This window comes from Pseudomonadota bacterium (assembly GCA_018823135.1).
Taxonomy (GTDB): domain Bacteria; phylum Desulfobacterota; class Desulfobulbia; order Desulfobulbales; family CALZHT01; genus JAHJJF01.
In genome coordinates this window covers 21,312-42,721 of the sequence record JAHJJF010000103.1, presented here as the reverse complement: position 1 = coordinate 42,721, position 21,410 = coordinate 21,312, and the positions used below count along the sequence as shown (strand labels likewise).

The window sequence follows — 21,410 nt, the reverse complement described above, 5'->3', positions numbered from 1 at the left end:
TTGTCTCCCCGGTTTCCGGATGCAGAAACTCCAGGTAGGAGGCGTGCAGCAGGAGTTGGTCGCCATCCCGGCCGGTACCGTAAAGCTGGTCGCCGACTATGGGGAAACCAATGCCTTTCTCATGGGAGGCGTGCAAACGCAGCTGGTGGGTGCGACCGGTGAGGGGGGTAAATTCAATGCGTGTCCTGCTTCCTTCCGTGGCGATTTTTCGCCAGCGGCTGACCCCGATCTTGCCATGCACCGGATCATAAACCTGATAAGGTCGATTGTCCGGATCCAGTCTGAATGGCAATTGAATCTCCCCTGAATCCTGTGTAACCAGCCCCTCAACCAGGGCGATGTAACGCTTTTTTATCAGGCGATTTTCAAACTGCATGGAAAGATGCCGATGCGCCTTCCTGGTAAGGGCCAGCACCATGATGCCGGAAGTATGCATGTCAAGACGGTGTGCCGCTGGCTGGGGGATGCATTCGGGATAGAGCTTTTTCACCCGGCTCTCCACACAGTCCTGCTTGTCCGGACCACGTCCGGGAACCGCGAGCAGCCCGCCGGTTTTTTCAACCATAACGATGTGCGTATCGCTATAGATGATTTTCATTTGTCCAATCATTCCAGGCCACACAGGAGAAAACCCAGAATCGGTTGACACTTGCCGGCACAGGACGGGTAAAATCTCCGATGCAGCCGGCTGCTGGATTTGTTTTCCCTGCCCCAGTAGAATTCCGCCAGGCCGAGGGGGATCAGGCCGCTTCGGGCCGCATGGTTGAACAGCTTTGGGGCACAGCAATCGCCGGTGCCGGTGGGGATACCGTTTTGCCCGATAAAGACATCCTTGAGGGGCCGAGATTCACCGTGGAAATTGGTGAGGGTGTAAAGGGCGTGGATGTCTTTCATCAGTTGTTGTGATAACTCGCGGCGTTGCAGGACAATGTTTGCACGTCTGGCCGGGTCGGTGTCCGGACGATCAATTTCTTTGCCAAGGGTCTTGATCTCTTTTTCAACATCATGGCTGATCCGGTGCCATTGGCGCACATCAAAGAGCGGCGGCGCCCAGCCTTCCACCACCCAGGCGCCGTCGAACTGACCGGAAAAGGCTTTGAGGTTTACCTTAGAACCCTTCTGGTTCCGACACGCCAGAATGCCGAACATCTGTCCTCGTGCCTCGCCAAAGAGGTAATCCGTGGAGAAATGGGGATTTGCCTCTGCATCCGGTACGGTGAGATCAATGCGCTTCTTTTCCTCCAGTACCTCCATGAGCTCCAGGCAGTAATCACGGGCCGGCCCTTCTGCTATGGTATGCTCCTGGCCGCATTTCCGGCAATAGCCTGAACAGGATGGGATTTGCTCGGCGATCTGTTGTTGAGGCGTCGCACCGAGTGATATTCTGCGTTCGCCCTTTATTTCTTTACTCCTCATCCAGATCCTTCAGGCGGGACTGCAGCAGTGTAATGCAGTTCCCGAGGCGTTGCACCCCTGCCTGGTTATCCTTGTTCTCATAATAGAGTTGCCCCAGTTCCAGGGACTCCTTTGCCTGCAGCAGGAGGCTACGCTGCACTTTCACCGACTTGACGCTCCAGGCCTCGCAGCATTCCCGGGCCTGCTCTTCATTCCGTATTTCCATGGTCTTCTTTTCTCTCTTGGTCTTTTTTCAATATTATTAACCTTTGTATCTACTGTCCATCAGGGCAGATTTCTTGACGGGTTAAGTTGCAGCTTATTGGCAGATCCTCATCCTTCTGACAAACAGGTCATGGCAAACCGGTGATTTGTTTATTCGAAATCATCCTTCTTGTCAATGTGGCAGATATGCGCCTTGGGGAAAGACCCGATGTTCAGTTAAATCAGAATCAATTCAAGGCCTGTTTATCGACAATACATTTCTATTGACTATTTCTAAAGCAGAGGTATATATGCGCATCTTCCTGCTTTGCTGAAAAAAATCAGCAATTCACGGACCACGGGCGACTTCCCACGGTCCGTGCATTCCAGGCTGCCTGCAGCTAAGGAATTTAACAAGAGTTTTTTATCGGGTCAACGCAATGTGGCCTTACCTTTATATGATATATAACGATATTCCAGAGTGCCTGTTCTGGAAAGAGCACCCATACAGGTGTGCGCTTCACATCAAGCCGTTTCTTTACACCCCTCAGTTTTACCTCCCCTAGTTTTATTTAAACTTTGCCGGACTCCGGCTCCGTTACGCCTTGGCCGGACTGTTTCTTGTCGTTGTAAACCCTCCTGCTTCAGCTGATAAGGCGATTAATGTTCCGGCCGGCATAAAGAATTTCTATTGATCAAAATGCGGATCAAACATCCTGTTCGATCCGCTCACAACCAAGCAGTTATGGAGGATATGCAGTGAAAAAGCAGATTAGGTTTATTGTTGTGGCTCTGATGTTTGTTGCAGGTATCACGGGATGTTCGAAACAGCCAGTCGAAGAAATAAGCTCTTCCCGTGCCGCAGTGGAAACTGTGGCCCAGGAGAGTGCCGGGATCTATGCCGCGCAGGAACTCCGGACTTTGCAGGCTGATCTGGCAGCGGCGCTGGATGAAGTCAAGGTGCAGGATGGAAAAATGTTGAAAAACTATGATAATGCCAAACAGCTGCTTGCCAAGGTGATGAGCGATTCCGAGCAGGTCAGATCTGTTGTCGCTACCAGCAAGGAACAGGCGCGGTTGAATTCCATCGACGCCCTCCAGGGTGCGCAGGCTTCCCTTGCCGAGGCTAAAAACGCCCTTGCCATTGCTCCAAAAGGAAAAGGCAGTCGCGCTGATATCGAGGCCATGGGTGCAGACCTCAACGGTCTTGAAGAATCAATGTATACCATTCAGCCCTTGATTGATGCCGGTGAATATGCCGGTGCAACTGAAAAGGCTGGCATCGTTTCCCAGAAGGCCAATGAAATTTCCTCCCAGGTGAAACTGGCCATGGAGAAGGTCGCCAAGGAGAATGCCGAAAAAGAAATGCTTGCCAAGCTGAGGGCAAAGAGCGCCAGCGCCAAAAAGGTAAAGAAATAAGTCTGGTTCTGCGTAAATGCCGCATCAAATTCTGGCGTTGATTTTCTGCCTGCCATTTTTTTTACTGGAAGGCTGCAACCGGCCGCCTGTCCCTCCGGAGGTCTACCTGGTGGAAATCCAGGAGAAGGATCTCTGGAGGGATGGAGCGGACGTTTATGCTGCCGCGGAATTTATTACCTATCGGGCAAAACTGCGTGAGTGCAGGGAAATGCTCGCTGCGGAAAGGGCGCGTTTTATCTGGTTCGTGAACTATGAATCGCTTCGGAAGGAATTCAGCGCGCTGTATAACCGCGGACAGTTGATCAGCATGGAAACCTCAAGCGAGCAGGAGCGAAGGACCGGCGTTGTGACCGAGGCCATTGCTTCCCGTGAACAGAGACTTGAAGCCCTGGCGGCACTGGCCGACTCCATCAACGAGGGACGAGTCGCGCGCAGGTTTCTGACGCGAGTCGAAGTCCTGCTCTCTGTGTCGCGGACCATGCTGCTGCAGCAAAAACATGACGAGGCCATGCTTCGGCTCGGCGATGCCGATCCTTATCTGCAACAGGCCGAGGATGCCCTGCGCCGGGTCGCAGGCCGCTATGCCGACAGAAAACAGATTGAGCACTGGCGGCGTCTTGTGGCGACGGCAAAACAGGGTTCTCAGAAAAACAGCGGCATTTCCATCCTGGTAAGTAAACTCGACAGGAGGCTCATTGTCCTCAAAAACGGTGCTGAAATCAGGAGATATCGCGTTGGTCTGGGTCGGAATGGACTGAAGGACAAACTCTACTCCGGGGATCAGGCTACTCCGGAAGGGCATTACCGCGTCGTAAAAAAGAATGATGAAAGCCGGTTTTATAAGGCGTTGCTCATCAATTATCCAAACGCTGAGGATATGAAGCGGTTCGCCTCTGCAAGAAAAAAGGGCTTGGTCCCGGAAAAATCGGGCATCGGCAGCCTCCTTGAAATACACGGGGGGGGGAAAGACGGAATTACCGATGGATGCGTATCCCTGGACAACTCCGATATGGCGGAGTTGTTTGACATGGCCGAGACCGGTACGCCAATTACCATCGTCGGTGTTACTGATTATGAAAATATCGTTTCCATTGCTCTGGGCAAATAAGACTAAAATACTCCTGTTCGGCGCGGTCATGCTGGCAGGTGGGGCATTATTTTTTTTCGGTTTTCCGAAAATCCCGGATGGCAATGCGGGGATTGCCGCGCCCGCTCCCACAAAAGCAAAGAATAGAAAAGGTGACGATGTTGCAGCGCTCAGGAAAAAGCTGAACGCCTTGTCTCCTCAGGGAATTCACGTGGTTATCGATACGGGGCAAAACCTCCTCTTCATCAGAAAAGGAGAGCAAACCCTTCACCGGGCGCTGGTTTCCACAGGCAGCGGCAACGTGCTTCAGGATCCTTCCGGGGAAAGAAAGTGGATCTTTGACACCCCCCGCGGCGTTTTCTCCGTTGGTTCAAAAACCCGTAAACCTTACTGGGTCAAACCTGACTGGGCGTTTATCGAGGAGGGTGAAGCAATTCCCAAGTCATACAATGACCGTATTGAAGCCGGAGGACTCGGTGAATATGCTGTTGGTATCGGCAACGGCTATTTTATTCACGGGACTCTTTATACCCGGCTCCTGGGCAGGAATGTCACGCACGGATGTATCCGGATGGCTGACGAGGATCTCAAACGCCTCTACCAAACCGTGCCCATCGGCGCAAAGGTAATGATATTCTGATGGCATCCTTGTTTACTCTTCTGCTTTTTCTTCTGGCCTTTTCCTTTCCGGAGTCGGCAAACAGTCTGGCCGATATCCGAAAGGACGAAAAACAACAACTTGAAATAGAACTCGCACTGGCAAAAAAGGATCGGATTTACGCCGTGTTCGACCTTCGCGGCAAGAAGATCCAGCTCAAGGCTAAAAGCTTGCAGCTGCAATCGTTTCCCATAAACAATATTCGGTTCAGGGGCGACGCTTTGGGTGTCGAGCTGATTAATTTTGAGAGAAAAGAATCCTTTCAGGCGCCGGAGCGACGCGAAATTCGTCCCGGAGGAAAAAACGCTGGCGACAAGGTTATGGCCCTGGAACTTGCCCACATGCCAACGCATTTTATCATGCATTTCAAGGAAGGTATTGAACTGACGGTGGTTGCTGATTCTCCCGACGCCGGTCTCGCCCGCCACATGCACCGCTGGGCCTGGGAGTTAACCGCCCGACTGCCGAAAATCATCAGGGGCGGAGATAAAAGGCGCCTTGTTAATGTTATGTTGCTGATGGAACCCTCTGCCGCCCGGGCGCTTTACTGGTATGTCTCTGAAAACGCCGAGGCGCTCATCATTCCCGGCGGTTGAAAGTGACCCTGCAACCCTGCATTAATCCTTTTCTCCCTGAATTGTTGCGTTGTTGAATGGATCATGGACAGCATGGATTAGATCACTGAAATATCAGTATTTGATTCCCTTTTCCACCAGATATTCGCAGAGGGTTTTTATCATGAAATCAGTGGGAACATGGTCATTATGAAACACCATGTGATAGAGATAGGGATCATTGACTGATGATCCGGTGAAATCCTTTACAAAATTGTCACTGGCCGACTGCTTCTCCTTGAGATGCTTTTGCGCTTCTTCCCTGCCGAGCCCGTAATATTCCATGATTTTTCCGGTTCTGAACTCCTCGCTGCCGATGATCCTCACATGGACTCCTGTGTAGCGCTCGGGATTTAAATCGCTGGTGATAATCTGTGCCGCCGATCCTACAATAATGCAGTTCCCCAGCTCCACCAGTTTGAGGTAAAGTTTCTGCATCTTCTCAAAAGTCTGGGAATGTGGTGACTTCATGAAATCAGGCACATAATTATCAATGAATTGATAGGAGAAACCATACCGCATTTCGCTGAGTTCATGAATGAACTTGGAATCGAATTCATCGTCTTCGATGAGCTTTTCTATGATGGGTCGTGTGAAAATCATCCATGGTGCTGACCGTTTGTTGAGACAGTCACGGAGTTCCTCTGCAATGGGATAGGCCTCGCATCCATACTCACGGGAGATTGTCACGAAATGGCTGTGCCCTTGTTTTTTTATGGATTTTGCCCGTTGGTTCAGCCAGGCATGAATCTCGTCGATGTCAAACTCGGGGGAGTATGGATTTTGGGATTTCGGCATTAATTTCCCTCCAGGGAAAAAGCATTGGAGAAGAGTTCTCAAGTCACTAATATAAAATAAACAGATAGAGCAATATATTTCAAGTATTCATGACACCGGACCTGCGACCAGATAGCCATTTAAGAGTAACCGAATTGCAATATTTGCGATTAATCATGGACATAATCGTCACAATGGTATAAAGAACTACTCCCTTCTATCAGCCTGCATTTCTCACAAGCGGTCTGCTACGAAAATGACAGTCAAACCCCCATCAATCGACCCCTTTAGCAAAGCAGCAGGAGTTCCACAGATGAAAATCGGAATTGTCGGTTTGCCAAACGTTGGCAAATCAACCTTGTTTAACGCCCTCACCAGAGCCGGTGCTGAGGCCAGTAATTACCCTTTCTGTACCATTGAGCCCAATATCGGCATTGTCGCGGTCCCGGATCATCGTCTTACTGTTCTGGCCAACCTTGGCAGGTCAAATAAAATTATCCCCACCACCATCGAATTTGTCGATATTGCAGGCCTTGTCAAGGGTGCGTCTCAGGGTGAAGGGCTGGGTAATATGTTTCTCGCCCACATCCGCAGCGTGGAAGCCATTGCCCATGTGGTCCGCTGCTATGATGATGAAAACGTCACTCATGTTCATGGCAAAATAGACCCGGTTGCAGATGTGGAGACCATTAATCTGGAGCTGATCCTCTCTGATCTCGAACTGGTTGAAAAGCGGATCTACAGTGAGGAAAAAAAGGCGCGCGGTCAGGATAGGGACGCAATAATAAAACTTGCCGGCCTGGTGAAAATAAAGGCTGTTCTTGAAGATGAAAAACCGGCCAGAGCGGCTGTGCTCAATGACCGGGAGAACGAGTTGCTTGATCGGGAGCTCCAGCTGCTCACCAATAAAAAGGTGATCTATGTTGCCAATGTCAGCGAGGACGATCTCAGTGCCGAGGGCGATAACCCCTATGTGCAGAAATTGCGGGCCTATGCGGATTCCCATGGCGATGGCCTGGTTACCGTCTCTGCAAAGATTGAATCGGAACTCTCTGAAATGGATGAAGAGGAAGTAGCAGTCTTTCTGGGGGAATTGGGAATCAAAGAATCCGGACTTGCCCGTCTTACCCGTGAGGCCTATTCCCTGTTGAATCTTATGTCATTTCTTACCACCGGTGAAAAAGAAACCCGGGCCTGGACTGTGCCGCAGGGCACCAGGGCTCCCCAGGCGGCGGCCGTCATTCACTCCGATTTTGAAAAACATTTTATCCGCGCTGAAGTGGTCCCCTATGAAGATCTCGTTGCCGTCGGCTCCTGGGCCATAGCCAGAAATCAGGGCAAGCTCAGGACAGAGGGCAAGGATTATATTTTCAAGGATGGTGATGTAACGGTATTTCTGACCAGTGCCTGATGGAGTGCTAGTTGTATCTGCAGGGGGCGACGATTTTTATTTTTGAAACTTGTCGCCTTATCTCCTGAAAACTCTTTTCTCTGCCATCCAAACATGAGAAGTGGGTCTCGCTTGAAACAGCAGATATTTCGAGCGATTTCCTTTTTCTTTCCCTCCACGTGACCCAGTATTTTCTTGAATTCATTTCATTCGGTACTCATTACATTGGCTCCTTTTTTTCAGGAAGTATAAAAAAGTTGCTAACTACCCTGAAATATTATAAAAGATAAAAGTTGCATGCTTTTTGAGAATGGTGGGCAAGATAGTCTTGCAGGCTGACAGATACTGTGTAAATGTTTTTGTTCGATAGGTTTAACTCAGATAATTCATGACGATTTCTACCGAAAACCCTGAAGGCAATACTCTGCGGAAACACATCGGCAAAGATCTTTCTTCGGGCGATGCATTTGCGATCCTCCGTCAATTAGCCAGCGCCCTTGTTTATGTTCATCAACAGGGTTTTGTTCATGGTCATATCAGGCCTGAAAACGTCACATTTCAGGAATCCGGAGCAACAACTCTTTCCAATTTCGAAATTTCCCGTTCAAAAAAATCATCTCATAGCGGCAACGGTTCGGGTGCCCAGGACCCTTACATGAGTCCGGAACAGGCTCATGGGTCGGAGATTGACGCCAGGTCTGATCTTTACAGTCTTGGTGTGGTCTTTTATGAGATGCTGACCAGGAAGCTTCCACCGTTAAGCCCGGAATCATCTCTTATTTCATTCCCTGATCTGCCGGTAATGTTGATCCAGTATCAGTCCCTGCTTGACCAGCTTCTGGCCGTTGATCCTGGCCGCAGATTCCAGAATGCCGGGACTCTGCTGGAGGCAATAGATCAGATTGAGGCAGGTTTTTTTCTGCCCCCCATGGACTCAGGCACTGAAGATGTTTTAGGACTTTCCGCCACAGAAGAGCAACCTCCGGAACCATTAATTGTTGACGAGGTTCAACCAGTCCATTCTGTTCAGGAACAGGAATCTCCCTTGTCGACCAATGTTGAAGAGAAGGTTTCCGGTGCCTCTGCCGCAGAGGTGAGTGACCCGGAGCCATCAATTAAAGAGGTGAAAAAGAAAGATCCCCAACCCCAAAAAACAACAAAACCCAAGAAATCATCACAGCACTGGATTCTGATAGGTGTGGTCTTTCTTCTTTTTGTCGCGGTTGGAATTTATTGGGCGCCGATCCTCTTGGATCAGCAGAACAGCCCCGCAAAGAATATTCCGCTACCAGTAGTTATCCCGGCACATGAAAAGGAAGTTGAGAAAGTTTTCTCAATTGAAGATGCGCCAGTCATTGAAAATTCCTCAGAATTTGATGCATTCGCTACAGGGACAGTGACGTTATCGATCACTTCAGAACCTTCCGGAGCAAGAGTCTATCTGGACAAAAGGGAGTTGGGGGAGACGCCCTTTACTGGAAATGCTCTGCCTTCTGGAAAGTTTACTCTCCTGTTGCAGAAGAAGTATTTCCTCGATCTTACCAGGGAGGTGGAATTAGAAAAGGATCAGACAGTAGAGACAAATTACTCCCTTACGCCTGGAAAAGGCGGCATCAGAATAACCTCAACCCCTGAATCAGGGGTTGTTGCCCTTGATGGCAAACAAATAGAGGAACGTACCCCGCTGACACTAGAGGCAATCCCGGCAGGCATTCATACAATCAGCATCCATGCAGACAGGTATTATCCTGCTGAAAAGGAAGTTGAAATTCTCATCGACCAGACTGCTCATCTGGACATGAAACTCACCGGCGGCAATCTGGTTAAATACCAGGGAGATTGGGTTGAACCAGACGAGCGAGACCGGCTGATAGAAGCGCAGATCAAAAAGCTGGTGATTAAGGCTGAAAATGCCATGAACAAAGAGAAGTTTACCGAGGCGGAAAACTATCTTGAGGAGGCAGAGGCACTTAAGAATGATGATCCCGGGGTCGCCAGCGCATGGGTACTTCTAAGGAAACTGCAAAATGAGGCAGCTTCACGAGCTCTACTGGCCGGTGCAAAGGGGTTTGTCGTTGAAGGAATAGCGTTAGAAAAGGCATTGGAGTTTGTGCAGGCCCTGCAAAAGTATATGGCAGCGAAAGCGCTCATGCCGACTCTGGCCGGCCTTGATGAACTCATCACGAATGTTAAAGTCCGGATAGACGAAAAAGAAAAAGAACTGGCCCGGGAACGTCTCATGGCAAAACTTGTCGGAGACATGATTTTTGTCAAGGGCGGCTGTTTTAAAATGGGTGACACCTTTGACATTGGCAACCAGTTTGAAAAGCCGGTCCATAAAGTTTGCCTTGATGATTATTATATTGCAAAATACGAGGTGACCCAGGGGAATTGGCAGAGTGTTTTGGGGGACAACCCTTCCCATTTCAAAAATGGGGCCGATTTCCCAGTTGAGCGTGTTTCATGGGATGATGCGCAGAAATATCTTGAAAAGCTCAAAGGGTTGACGGGAAAAAAATTCCGATTACCCACCGAGGCTGAGTGGGAGTTTGCGGCACGGAGCCGCGGTATGAACCAGAAGTATTCCGGTGGTGATGATGTGGATGCCGTGGCGTGGTATATGGAAAACAGTAAAGGCCATACCTGGGAAGTAGGGACCAAAAATCCCAACCAGCTGGGAATTCATGATATGAGCGGCAATGTCTGGGAATGGTGCAGTGACTGGTACAGCGACACCTATTATGGAATAAGCCCCGGCAAAAATCCACAGGGCCCGACAACAGGCACGAGCCGAGTCGTTCGGGGAGGCAGCTGGTCCTACTATAGAGATAATGTCCGCGCCGCATATCGCGGCAGGTACATGCCGTATTTCAAATTTAAATATCTCGGATTCCGCCTTGCCCTGGATCCGGAATGATTGGTAAGTAAACAGAGCGAAGAGGGCAGGCCTGCATTATCGTATTATTCCCTGAAAACCTTCTTTTTATGCTATCCTGGATTATCCTGTTCCAGCCAATGATTTGCTCCCATATTTTTTATTTCAACTTGCAGTCATGAGTTAAAGCCGGCAATAAAATGACTCCGATCAGGTAAATAGATTATCGATGTAAGAAACGATTTGGAAAACCGCACCTTGATGATATCATGTCATTAAACAAAGTTGATGGACTCGTATTTATGCCCTGTGGGTAAAAATTCGCGGGAGCAAAAGTTCACCTCACAAAATCAACATGTTGCAACGCAAGTCGATGAAATCAGTCTGTTCGAAGTCTCATTGCATTCGCTATCTATAGATTTTATCAAAGTTTACTATTAATAATATCAGTCAAACATTTTGGAATCACTATGAAAAAAACATTTAAAATGACCCATCCAAAGATCAAGGTTCCAAGGCTTGTTGAAGCCATCAAATATGAAGTTAAAAAATATATAAAAAGAGAACGGCGAAAGACTCTCCCCCCCAACGTGGATTTTTGGGATTTTGACTGTCGGTTCGGTGTTGATCAAGCGAGCAGTGAGGTTATCCACGTCTCCGCCATCAATAAATTCATTTCTCAGGCTGAATCAGAGCAGCTTGAATCATTTTATTTGGAAATTCTCGCCAAGCCCGGTATTCGAACCAAAAAACCAAGAGAAGAAGAGGAATTGGAGTGAACCGGGGCTGATCTCAATTGTTCGATGAAGAGTTATCAGCTGTGATGTTTTGAAAATCAGGAGTTTCAGAAGCTATTGTCGGGATGCCGCTGAAGTTCATTGAAGCCGGGTCCATACAGGAGGAAAGATGAAGATTACCACCCTCGGTGCTGCAAAAACAGTCACAGGCTCGCAGCATATGATCGAAGTCAACGGCTTACGTTTTCTTCTCGATTGCGGCCTGTTTCAAGGCAAACGCAAAGAGGCCTTTGAGCTGAACCGGCAATGGCCCTGTGAAGGCAAGGATCTTGATGCAATTATTCTATCTCATGCCCATATGGATCATTCTGGCAACATCCCCTGCCGGGTAAAAAATGGTTTTCAGGGCGACATCATCTGCACTTCCGCCACCCGGGACCTTTGCGCCGTCATGCTGATGGACAGCGCCTTCATCCAGGAGAAGGATGTTGAGTATGTCAACCGCAAACGGCTGAAAGCCGGCAAGAATCTCTTTGAACCGCTGTACGGCAAAGAGGATGTGGTCAAGGCCATGGAGCACTTTATCGGGATCGGGTACAACCACAAACGGCAGATTCTGCCAGGAGTTGAGTTGACCCTGGTGGATGCCGGTCATATGCTGGGCAGCGCTCATGTGGTCCTGGATATTCAGGATGATGCCACCGGCAAACCGGTCAGGGTTGTTTTCAGCGGAGACATCGGCCGGCCAGGCATTCCGATTATTCGCGACCCGCAGCCGATTACCGAGGGAGCCGATATTCTGATTATCGAGAGCACATACGGCGACCGAACCCATGCGCCGTACCCCGAGTCTGAAAAGGAACTGAAGCGGATAGTCGATCAAACGACAAAGCGCGGAGGGTCTCTGCTGATCCCGGCCTTTGCCGTGGGCCGAACCCAGCAGATCGTCTACGCCCTGCATAAGCTTTTCAACGCCGGGGAACTGCCGTCATTGCCGATATATGTGGACAGCCCTCTGGCAACCAGGGTCACTGACATTTTTCGTCTGCACCCGGAGACCTATGACGCGGAGATCCGCAAGTTCATGCTTCAGGACAGCAATAATAACCCCTTTGGTTTCGAGACCATGCAATACACCGGTTCGATCGCGGAATCCAAGGAACTGAGTGCTTCAGACAAATCGGCGATTATCATCAGCGCCAGTGGGATGATGGAGGGCGGCCGTATTCTTCATCACCTGAAAAGTCGCATCAGTGATCCGAGAAACACCATCCTGATCACCGGCTGGCAGGCTCCGAATACCCTGGGCAGAAGAATCGTCGATGGCGAGAAAACTGTACGGATTTTCGGGGAAGAGTATGATCTTAATGCCAGGGTGGAGGTGCTGACCGGGTTCAGCGGCCATGCAGACCGTGACGGTTTGCTGGCCTGGGCCGGGGCCATGAAGAAGAAACCGCGCCTTACCCTTGTTGTTCACGGCGAGGAATCTTCGGCAAACTCCTTTGCTGAAGCGCTGCGTTCAGAACTTGGCTTTGAGTCGGTTCATATCCCGGACCCGCACCAGAGTTTTATATTCTAAAGGACGAAAGACCAGGGTTACATCTTGAAAATTAAGCACTCAGGATGATGGATTAAAAGATGATACCGGTGATCGAAATCCGGGGACGTAATGCCAAGTTTCAGCAGTAGATGGTGCAGAATAAATCCGGTTGTTTCTCCTCCTGTTCGGCGGAGTCAAAGATATCTCAAATTTGATGATCACTGAGGCTGTCCTTTCTGGCCGCCCCCATCGGATCCGCTAACTAACAATTTAAGCTTTGCAATCTTCTGGCTGCCGGGTATGCTTGTTCGAGCAAGAGAATAAGGGAAAGGATAACAAGCCAGCATCCCTTCTTCTCCATCCATATATTGAAGGCGGCATATCTTAGCCGGCCTCCGGGACAGGAAGAGACGTAAAGTGAGGACTCACAACGCAGCGACAGCCCACATGTCGAGAAGATGACTGACAACAGGAAAGGAGCAGGCAATGGGAGACAAGGGTGGTAAGAAAGATAAGGACAAGAGCAAGAAACAGATGAATATGAAACAGGATAAACAGACCAAAAAGAAGCAGGATAAACAACCGAAAAAGACTTCATAGCTGTGTTCCGGCCAATGATTTGATTCCTTGTCCCATTATATCAGAGGAGGGGACAGGGGGATATTTATCCCTGAAACTCTTGGCACTATCTCCGGAAAATCGTATCCCTCTGCCTGCGGCGTAATTCCGGGGAGACAAGACACCTTCGTCTTTCGTTGAGGAGGTTGGCCCTTTGGTCTCTAATTACCGGTGATGCTCGGCAATCTTGGCAAACATCTGCACCAGTCCGGAGCAGAGGGTGAAGATGGATTTGATATGCAGATTGGTGCTGCAGCACGCATCGAAAAAGATGGTGAGCTTTGATTGCAGGTCGCCCTCCGGGGCCTGGTAACAGATGAGAATGGGGATCTTGGGTAGCGGGTAGAGGATCAGCGCAATATCCGCTTCATACCAGTCAATGGATTTCCCCATGAACAGACCGATCAGGTCAGTGAGCAGGTCCGGGTGGTCATCAGCCAGTTTGCGGAGCGGTTCTTCACAGCGGCTGGTAAAGAGCCCCTGCCATTCAATCCCCCCTTTGATTTCCCTGAATGATGTCCACCTGCCGGTAATGTCTGCATGAGTTTCATGGGTAATGTAGGAGAGCAACGGCGCCTGCACCCAGGGGATGATATGGCATTCCGAGGTCATGTTGCCCTGCCGGTCCAGGACGAAATCCTTGCCCATGGAATTGATGATGATGGCGTCTCTCTTGACAATTGCGCCGATCAGCGGGGCAATGGCGGCAAGATCAAGCATTGCCATTTTTCTCTGCAATTTGTCGATGAACTCCGCCTGGTTCATCTCCTTGACCTCCGGATTCTGATACCTGGCCGAGAAGTCGGCCATTGTGCTCTGGTCGAGGTCCGGGCAGTCCTTGAGTTTTCTGTTACCCGCGACGATTGCCGCGGCAAATGCCAGACAGGAGGGCAGCAGGCATTTACGGCAATTGGTTTGCGGCAGGATCTTATAGACATCCAGGGGAGTCAAGGTTGCTTTGGACATGTTGGCAGGGTAATGAAGAAATGAAAAAAGCGCAAGGGGTGGCAAAAAAAGGATTGAGGTGCGGTGATACCCTGTTCTCAACTGTCTGCAGGTGATTTTGAAATAGCTTGCTAAACAGGTGCATTGCATGATACATGCAAGCCCGCACTGGTCATGATCGTTTTTTTTAGAGACTGCGGAAAACAAAGAGCTGGGGGCAATCGGGCATGGAGCGGGAAAGTTTTATTGAAGGCAACCGCCAGGAGTTCGGCGAACAGTTCGACTCATTGAACTGGGTGACGACCGCTCAGACCGTTGCCGCTGAAGAACAACGGCGCGGGTTGCTTGCGGAACTGGCAGGCAATATCAAGACCTGTTGCAACGGCGCCAAACTCTATACCCATGCCCTTTCCCCGGGCTGCAGGTTGTGCACCGAAGGGGCCTGGTCCTGTCTCTTCATCAACGGCATCTGCAACGGTCGCTGTTTTTACTGTCCTGCGGACCAGACCCACAAGGGGGAACCCACCACCAACACCCTGCAGTTTTCTGCGGCAAAGGATTACGTTGATTATCTGTCGGCCTTTAAGATCCGTGGGGCCGGCATCAGCGGCGGCGAACCCCTCCTGACCTTTGACCGCACCGTCCAGTATGTTGAGAAGATAAAGAAAAGGCATGGCGCCGGCCTGCATGTCTGGATGTATACCAACGGTATCCTCCTCACCCCGGACAAGCTTGCGATTCTCAAGGATGCAGGGCTTGACGAGATCCGCTTCGACATCAGCGCCGACGGTTACAGCCTTGATAAAGTCAGCCTTGCCGTGGGAGTCATTGCCAATGTCACCGTTGAGATCCCGGCAATTCCCGAAGATGCGGCGATTCTGCGGGATTCCATGGTGCGGATCAGCGATCTCGGGGTCAATTATCTCAACCTGCACCAGCTGCGCTGCACAACGCATAACCGCGAAAAACTCCTGTCCAGGCCCTATACCTTTCTCCATGGCCCCAAGGTGACGGTTCTCGAATCGGAACTTACGGCCCTTGAAATGCTGCGCTTCGCCGTTGACAGGAAGCTTGGCATTGCCGTCAACTACTGCTCCTTCATCTACCGGCACCGGTATCAGAATATGGGCGTCCGCCGCCGGGGCGCGACGGTTTTCGTCTCCCCTCACGAAACAATTACCGCCGCCGGCAATATCCGCAGTCTGGCCCTTGGCGGCAGCCCTGAAGAACTGGATGAACTTGTCAAGGTGTTCGAACAGAATGACCCCGGAGAGAAGCTCTGGTCGCTGAATGGTCAGAAGACCAGGCTGGTGATCAATGTGCAGTTGCTCCCCCTTCTGGATCCCCATCGGTTTCCGGTCCATGTCACCTATTTCGGCGCCACGCTCAAGCCGTCGGTTACCTATCGGAATCCCTACCGCGAGATCAAAATAAACCCTGGGAAAAAGATCGTGGTGGAGCGCCGGGCTCTAAGTGGAGAACTGCTGCTTGACGAAGAATCCGTTCGGGCTTTCCGGGCAGGGTGTTTTCCCGGCGGCGATATCCAGGTTTCTTTGGCTGCGCCGGATGAATCGGCTATTCTCAAGGAAATCCGTTCCTTCGAGGAGACGGGGTCAGGCCTTCTCAGCTATTTCTGACAGAAAAGTATTGAATTCGCCCTGGTCATAAAAGGCCCGCTCAAAGAACAGGCCTGCGGGCGGGGCCAGCAACCGGCTGGGAGCATCAGTCCTGGTTCGGAGAAAGGTTTCCACATCCTCAACACTCAGCTTGCCCCGGCCCACCTCCACCAGCACCGCCGCCATCCTGCGGATCATCTTCCAGAGAAAGTGTGACCCCACCGTCCGGAAATAGATAATCTCATCATCTTCGAAGATCTGGATGGCGTTGATCATCACCTTGGTGGATTTTTTCAGTTCCTGCTTTTCAGCAAATGAAACAAAATCATGCATGCCGACGAAAAGACTGCCTGCCTCGGCCATGGCCTTTACGTCGAGCTTGTCTTTTACCCACCAGACATGTTTTTTGGCAAAAGCGCTCTTGCGCAGCGAGATCCGGTAGAGATAGCTCCGGCCGATGCAGTTGTGGCGGGCGTGAAAACGGGCGGCACAGGGCGCGACCTCCAGCACGACAATGTCTGATGGCAGGAGTTCATTGAACCTGACCAGAATATCCTCAGGCCTCATGGTTGTGCTGGCCTCAAGATGGGCGGTATAATTCAGGGCGTGGACCCCTGCATCGGTGCGGCCGTTTCCCTGGATGTCCAGCTTGCTGCCGAATATCACCGCTCCGGCGTCAAGGAGTGTGCCCTGGATGGTCCGGGCATCGTTCTGCTTCTGCCAGCCGCTGTAACGGCTGCCGTCATATTCCAGGAGGAGCTTGAATCGGCTGCATTGTCTGTGGTTGTTCATGAATATCCTTTTAAGTAAGGGGGATCTGTCGATCCCCAAGGGGCAAATTTTTTACGGATTTACCGTAAGAAGGTGTCCAATGTTTGGAAAATTTTCATTCCTGCTTCGGAGGGGAGTCGGATTTATCTTCCCGGGAAGTGCCGGTGAACAGGCTGAAAGTCGCTCCGGCGATGGGTTTGATGTGGCTCACCCGGTAGATGAGTTCCCGGTGCCGGATTGGTTCCACCGTGCGCACCTCCTTGAATTTGCGGAGCATGAATGCCGCTGCGGCGAGCCGCATCAGCCCTGAAAGCAGAAAAATGACCGGCAGGGTAAAGGCTGGCGTCCAGATCCAGAAACCCACATCAAAGGAATGCGGCAGCCGCACCGCCACAAATCCGCCCAAAAGTGAGCCGGTAAGGACCGTTACACCGTTTACCAGGCTCTGATAGGCCACACAGCGGGCACGTTTCGGCGGCGACACCGCGTCGAAAAGAAAATTATTGGATGCCAGACTGAATCCGGCCCAAACGATGCCGCCCACCACCTGAATGGCCATAAGATAGAAGATATTGGCTGAAAACAGCCAGAGCATCGGCACAAATCCCACTCCCCAGCCGCAGACATTGAGGATTTTCTTGTTGCCGAAGCTGTCGCTCAGATTCCCCCAGTGGCGGAACAGCAGAAACTGGGTGATGGTGGAAACCGAGGTCACCGCCGTAAACTGCAGATAGGAAAATTTGAGATCGCGGAGCATGTAGAGGGCGAAATAGGGGGCGGAGAATGCTACAGCAAAATTTATCGCCGCAACAAAAAAGACGTATTTGGCGAAATTGGAATGCGGCGAGCGTTGAAGAAATTGTCTGAAGGTGAAGACGTGCTCGGCGGGCAGGATGAATTCCGGATCGCCGTACCGGGCGAGCCAGCGGCTTGAATTCAGGCGCGCCAGAGCGGCAACCATGAAAATGATCAAAAAACCCATGGCGGTCTGACCGCTGCGCGCAAAGAGATGAAGTACGACTCCGGCAAGAGACAGGGCGAAAAACGAATAAATACCTTTTATCCGATTCCTGTGTCCGAAAAAGCGGCCGCGGATGTCTGCCGGCACCAGATCGCCGATCAGGCTGTTCCACACCGGCAGGGAAAAACCCGCAGTGGCGTGGTACAGAACGGCCAGGGCAATGAGCAGGTAGACGGCAGACTGGCTGCGGCTGACAAAAAATGGCAGCAGTCCCATGGGAATCCATACCAGGGCCTGGCAGATGACACTGGCGACAATTATCCTGCGGCGGCTTTTGAACCGGTCCATGGTTCGGGCGTTCACCCATTGCATGATCGCCCCGACCAGCTGGGGCAGGGTGGCAAGCAGGCCGATCTGCAGGGTGCCGGCCTGCAGAAAAATGCCGAAGGGACCAAGGTAGGTCTCGCCACAGCCGAGCATGACGGCGCTGGATCTGCCGTCGCGTATGGCGGCGTCAAGAGACGGGTCATCCCACTTCTTGCCCCTGGCAGTGGCCGGGGTATGGTCTGGTCGATCAGTCATGGTTACTTGTCATCGATATTCATGGTCAGTAGCATCTTTGGACATGTATTTCCCGGCCTCTGTCAAGGGTATGATGAAGAGCGTCTGTTTCTCATTTTATAGTTGATGCCAGAGGTTTCACAAGAAATATAGGATCCGCTTAAAAATAACTTAACATTTTCATAACTCTGCTTCCGGCTGTCTTTTTGAGGTCTTCAATCGCCAAAGCCTTAACGTTGACCTGTTATCTGCCTTGCCGCACCTTGACATTTCCCGCTTGCCTGCCAATAATCTTCAATATATGAGTGACAACAATCAAACACGGAGGATTTTATGAATATCACCATTATGGATAAAGCAGCGACGATGTTGAACAATAAGCTGGAATCCGGCCAGTTCGTGCGGGTCGGGGTGGCGGAAGGCGGCTGTGCCGGTCTGACATACAGTGCTGAAATCGCCGGAGCGATGAAGGACAACGAGGGTGTGGTCCATACCGCCGGGGGAATCCGCATCGTCTCGGATGAAAAAAGTTCGAAATTCCTCGACGGCCTGGTTATCGATTTTTCAGATGACCTGATCAACGGCGGGCTGAAATTCACCAATTCCAACACCAGGACTACCTGCGGCTGCGGCCAGAGCTTCAATCTGGCCGGTTTCCCGAAGATCGAAGGCGGAAAGTGCAAGTGAACGTCGGGGAGGAACAGGGCTTTTTGTCCGGGGTCAGAACTCGAAAATCAGGCCGCCGGCGATTCCTTTGGCGCCTAAATTGTCCGTTGCAGAACCAAAGTCATCAATCTCGGACTGATAATATTCAACAAACAGCGAGGAGTTTTCCAGCCCCCAGTTTTGTTTCATTCTGGCAGCGGCTGCCGGCTCGATCCAGTCCAGGAGAAACTGCAGGCCGGCTTTCAGGTGATAGCCGCTCTGATCACCAATTCTCTCATCATCATTGAGATCTGTCTGGTAAAACATGTGGGTATAGCCTGCAGCGGCATACGGAACGACAATCTGATCCTTCATGAAAACAAGCCGGTAGAAGCACGATATCTCCACCGGCGCAAGCCGTGTTCTGACATTGTCATTGCTGGTTCTGCCGCTTGTCGTCGTGGCCTTGCCGGTTGAGCGGGAATAGGAGATTCCGAGATTGATGCCAAGCTGGTGCAGGAATTTCCAGCCGATTTCAATGCCGGCGTAATTCGTCTTATCGGAATAGGTTGTCTCCCAGTTGTCGGTCTGCATTTCATTTTGCATTCCTCTCAGGGCAATTGACCAGCGAGGGTCTTCGCTGGCAGAGACTGAGACCGGAAACTGCAGCGCCAGGGTGAGGAGGATCAAAGTTGATAACAAAATCATCCGCATTGTTTCATCCTCGAAAACCTCTTGAGCGTCATGAACAATCCAAAAACAAAGAATGCGGAAAAAATTTTCAGCGCCGGGCCTGTTTTGAGGCAGAACCAGGCAAGGCCGATGGCTGGATAAAGACCTGTCCGGGCAACCGGTTTGAGCCAGTCATGCGCATTGATAAAAGCTGCGGCATCTGGGCTCAATTGATAATACATGGCGACAAAACGCCTGCCAGGTGAATTGGTCAGGAGAAAATGGTTTCTGAATTTTCGCAGCCAAACAACCTGCGGCGCCATGCTCGATCCATAGGCCGCGGTAGCAATGAAACAATTGTATTCGTCCTTGAGATCAGGGAAAATCACGCTTTCTTCAGGAAAGTCCGATACTTCACTCGAAACGGGACCGGTGGTGATATCGTCTGAAAGGACAGCGGCGATTTCATTGACCAGGGGGCTTTCGTTGTCATCGGTATCAACGGCGGCCACTGCCAGATATACCGTGGGTTGGAAGTACGCTGTAACCGTAATGAAAATCTCCACACCGTTTGTCAGTCCGGTGATCTGATGGATGACTGAGCTGCCGGCATCAACGGTGGTTGGGTAACTGCCTGAGGTTGTGCCGTAGGAAACCTGGTAGCCCGTAGCCCCGGGCACCGATTCCCAGGAGACCAGGAGGGTTTCATCCCCGGGCACGGTGGTGAGTCCCGTTGGCGCGGTTAGAATGACTGGCGCGATAACCAGGGAGGTCAATTGGAGCGAAAGCAGGGTCAGGCTTACCGGAGAGGCGCCCTCTGCGGCAGTCCCTGCATAGGGTTCCCCTGAATTATCTATATCAAAGTAAACCTTGTAACCGGCAATATTGTAGGCATTGTTTGCAGTCCAGGCCAGGGTCACCGTGTCAGCGCCCTGTGCCGTGACGGTGAGGCCGGAGACCGGAAATGGGGTCACCTCCGCACCATTGCCGCCATAGGCGCCGATATCTGCGGTGCTCAGGTCCTGATCATTGCCCGATCCTGCATCTATTGCCGGGGAACCAGTCTTGAGGTGATAATCGTTGCTTGCAGAATTCACGAAGAGTGGTGATTCGTCGAAAACACTGCTTGTATCACTGGTGGGGTAATTGTCGTTCTGGTTGGTATAAAGCAGATTATTGGTGAATGTCTGGGTTGTATTGGTAAGACTGATGTCGGTTGTATTGTTGGAAATAACCGTATTTCTCACAGTGAGATTCGAGGTGTTGCGGCTGATAATTGCGGTTGTGTTTTCGTTTAATACGACGTTTGACACGGTGAGGGTTGAATTATCACCATCAACAGCAATGGTGGTGTCTGAGATGATGACATTCTGGATGGTGAAGTTGCTGATGGTATGGGCGAATATGCCGATACCTCCATTCTGGATGGTCAGGTTCTGCACAATGGCACTTGTTGCACCGGTAATTATTGGTGATGTTTCAGTCGCGCTTTCAAGAAACGTCCGTGCCAGTTCAAGGCCCTGCAGGGTGATGCTTGCCTTGAGATTCAAATTCACCTGATAGGTTCCCGCCGGGATACAGACCACATCCCCGGATTCGGCCTCGTCTATCAATGTCTGGATTGATGCGGCATCTGTTGCGGTTTCCGTGCAGGTCGCCGCAAAAAGATGGTTCGAGTACAGAAAAACCAGCCCGAAAAGAAACAGGAGGATCAACTGAATCCGCCCAGGACGGGTGAAAAGATATGGTTTTTTTTCAGGAGGCATAGTCCTTTTCCGGTGCAATGTCAGTGTATTTGAGGAAATCTGATTTCCCGCAACTCAGCCACCAGTCTCTTACCACAGCGCAACATATCCTGTCAATATGAAGGGGTTATGGAGCGCGAGGGTAAATATTGTTGGATTGTTTCACTGAAATCCAGTGAA

At 50.9% G+C, this 21,410-nt stretch carries 19 protein-coding genes; 10 read left to right on the top strand and 9 right to left on the bottom strand.

Annotated elements, in window-relative coordinates:
- The 3 genes from KKE17_11630 to KKE17_11620 form a co-directional block, all read right to left on the bottom strand.
- The coding region (locus KKE17_11630; protein ID MBU1710645.1) for an RluA family pseudouridine synthase at positions 1 to 610 on the bottom strand (610 nt) is incomplete at its 3' end.
- Positions 607 to 1,353, bottom strand: a complete 747-nt coding sequence (locus KKE17_11625; protein ID MBU1710644.1) for a hypothetical protein — start codon at positions 1,351 to 1,353, stop codon at positions 607 to 609. The genes KKE17_11630 and KKE17_11625, both read right to left, overlap by 4 nt.
- A gap of 52 nt (positions 1,354 to 1,405) precedes the next feature.
- Entirely contained in the window at positions 1,406 to 1,621 is a 216-nt protein-coding gene (locus KKE17_11620; protein ID MBU1710643.1) for a hypothetical protein, read from the bottom strand.
- Positions 1,622 to 2,358: 737 nt separating this feature from the next.
- Between KKE17_11620 and KKE17_11615 the strand changes: the two genes are divergently transcribed.
- Genes KKE17_11615 through KKE17_11600 form a run of 4 tightly spaced genes read left to right on the top strand, consistent with a single transcriptional unit; the run spans position 2,359 to position 5,359 of the window.
- The gene (locus KKE17_11615) at positions 2,359 to 3,018 is read left to right on the top strand and encodes a hypothetical protein (protein ID MBU1710642.1); all 660 of its coding nucleotides are present in this window, start codon (positions 2,359 to 2,361) and stop codon (positions 3,016 to 3,018) included.
- A gap of 16 nt (positions 3,019 to 3,034) precedes the next feature.
- A complete protein-coding gene (locus KKE17_11610) occupies positions 3,035 to 4,126 on the top strand; it encodes a L,D-transpeptidase (protein ID MBU1710641.1) in 1,092 nt (363 codons plus the stop codon).
- Positions 4,092 to 4,745 (top strand): L,D-transpeptidase, encoded by a 654-nt coding sequence (locus tag KKE17_11605; GenBank protein MBU1710640.1) that lies wholly within the window; start codon positions 4,092 to 4,094, stop codon positions 4,743 to 4,745. Before KKE17_11610 ends, KKE17_11605 begins: the two co-directional genes overlap by 35 nt.
- Complete coding sequence (locus KKE17_11600) at positions 4,745 to 5,359, top strand: hypothetical protein (protein MBU1710639.1); 615 nt, start codon at positions 4,745 to 4,747, stop codon at positions 5,357 to 5,359. The genes KKE17_11605 and KKE17_11600 overlap by 1 nt, the downstream gene beginning before the upstream one ends.
- 93 nt (positions 5,360 to 5,452) lie before the next feature.
- On the opposite strand, the gene KKE17_11595 is transcribed toward KKE17_11600, so the two are convergent.
- The gene (locus tag KKE17_11595; protein ID MBU1710638.1) at positions 5,453 to 6,175 is read right to left on the bottom strand and encodes a cytidylate kinase-like family protein; all 723 of its coding nucleotides are present in this window, start codon (positions 6,173 to 6,175) and stop codon (positions 5,453 to 5,455) included.
- 292 nt (positions 6,176 to 6,467) lie between these two features.
- On the opposite strand from KKE17_11595, the gene ychF reads away from it, so the two are divergent.
- The 4 genes from ychF to KKE17_11575 all read left to right on the top strand — a co-directional run bounded on the left by ychF (position 6,468) and on the right by KKE17_11575 (position 12,735).
- A complete protein-coding gene (ychF, locus tag KKE17_11590; protein MBU1710637.1) occupies positions 6,468 to 7,565 on the top strand; it encodes a redox-regulated ATPase YchF in 1,098 nt (365 codons plus the stop codon).
- A gap of 367 nt (positions 7,566 to 7,932) precedes the next feature.
- Positions 7,933 to 10,461: an SUMF1/EgtB/PvdO family nonheme iron enzyme gene (locus tag KKE17_11585; protein MBU1710636.1), complete on the top strand. Its 2,529-nt coding sequence runs from the start codon at positions 7,933 to 7,935 to the stop codon at positions 10,459 to 10,461.
- A 428-nt stretch (positions 10,462 to 10,889) separates the two neighbouring features.
- Positions 10,890 to 11,198, top strand: coding sequence for a hypothetical protein (locus tag KKE17_11580; GenBank protein MBU1710635.1), 309 nt, complete (start codon positions 10,890 to 10,892; stop codon positions 11,196 to 11,198).
- A gap of 127 nt (positions 11,199 to 11,325) precedes the next feature.
- Positions 11,326 to 12,735: an MBL fold metallo-hydrolase gene (locus KKE17_11575; GenBank protein MBU1710634.1), complete on the top strand. Its 1,410-nt coding sequence runs from the start codon at positions 11,326 to 11,328 to the stop codon at positions 12,733 to 12,735.
- A 744-nt stretch (positions 12,736 to 13,479) separates the two neighbouring features.
- On the opposite strand, the gene KKE17_11570 is transcribed toward KKE17_11575, so the two are convergent.
- The gene (locus KKE17_11570; GenBank protein MBU1710633.1) at positions 13,480 to 14,409 is read right to left on the bottom strand and encodes a DUF3786 domain-containing protein; all 930 of its coding nucleotides are present in this window, start codon (positions 14,407 to 14,409) and stop codon (positions 13,480 to 13,482) included.
- Positions 14,410 to 14,486: 77 nt separating this feature from the next.
- On the opposite strand from KKE17_11570, the gene KKE17_11565 reads away from it, so the two are divergent.
- The gene (locus KKE17_11565) at positions 14,487 to 15,896 is read left to right on the top strand and encodes a radical SAM protein (GenBank protein MBU1710632.1); all 1,410 of its coding nucleotides are present in this window, start codon (positions 14,487 to 14,489) and stop codon (positions 15,894 to 15,896) included.
- Here KKE17_11565 and truA read toward each other — a convergent pair.
- Both truA and KKE17_11555 read right to left on the bottom strand, forming a co-directional pair.
- Entirely contained in the window at positions 15,873 to 16,667 is a 795-nt protein-coding gene (truA, locus tag KKE17_11560; GenBank protein MBU1710631.1) for a tRNA pseudouridine(38-40) synthase TruA, read from the bottom strand. The genes KKE17_11565 and truA overlap by 24 nt on opposite strands.
- 94 nt (positions 16,668 to 16,761) lie before the next feature.
- A complete protein-coding gene (locus tag KKE17_11555) occupies positions 16,762 to 18,189 on the bottom strand; it encodes an MFS transporter (GenBank protein ID MBU1710630.1) in 1,428 nt (475 codons plus the stop codon).
- Between the two features lie 312 nt (positions 18,190 to 18,501).
- On the opposite strand from KKE17_11555, the gene KKE17_11550 reads away from it, so the two are divergent.
- Positions 18,502 to 18,855 (top strand): iron-sulfur cluster assembly accessory protein, encoded by a 354-nt coding sequence (locus tag KKE17_11550; GenBank protein MBU1710629.1) that lies wholly within the window; start codon positions 18,502 to 18,504, stop codon positions 18,853 to 18,855.
- A gap of 33 nt (positions 18,856 to 18,888) precedes the next feature.
- Here the strand turns inward: KKE17_11550 and KKE17_11545 are convergent, their stop codons facing one another.
- Together KKE17_11545 and KKE17_11540 are read right to left on the bottom strand one after the other, a co-directional pair.
- A complete protein-coding gene (locus tag KKE17_11545) occupies positions 18,889 to 19,527 on the bottom strand; it encodes a porin family protein (GenBank protein ID MBU1710628.1) in 639 nt (212 codons plus the stop codon).
- On the bottom strand, positions 19,518 to 21,251 hold the full coding sequence (locus tag KKE17_11540) for a right-handed parallel beta-helix repeat-containing protein (protein MBU1710627.1): 1,734 nt from the start codon (positions 21,249 to 21,251) through the stop codon (positions 19,518 to 19,520). Before KKE17_11540 ends, KKE17_11545 begins: the two co-directional genes overlap by 10 nt.
- Between the last annotated feature and the right edge of the window lie 159 nt (positions 21,252 to 21,410).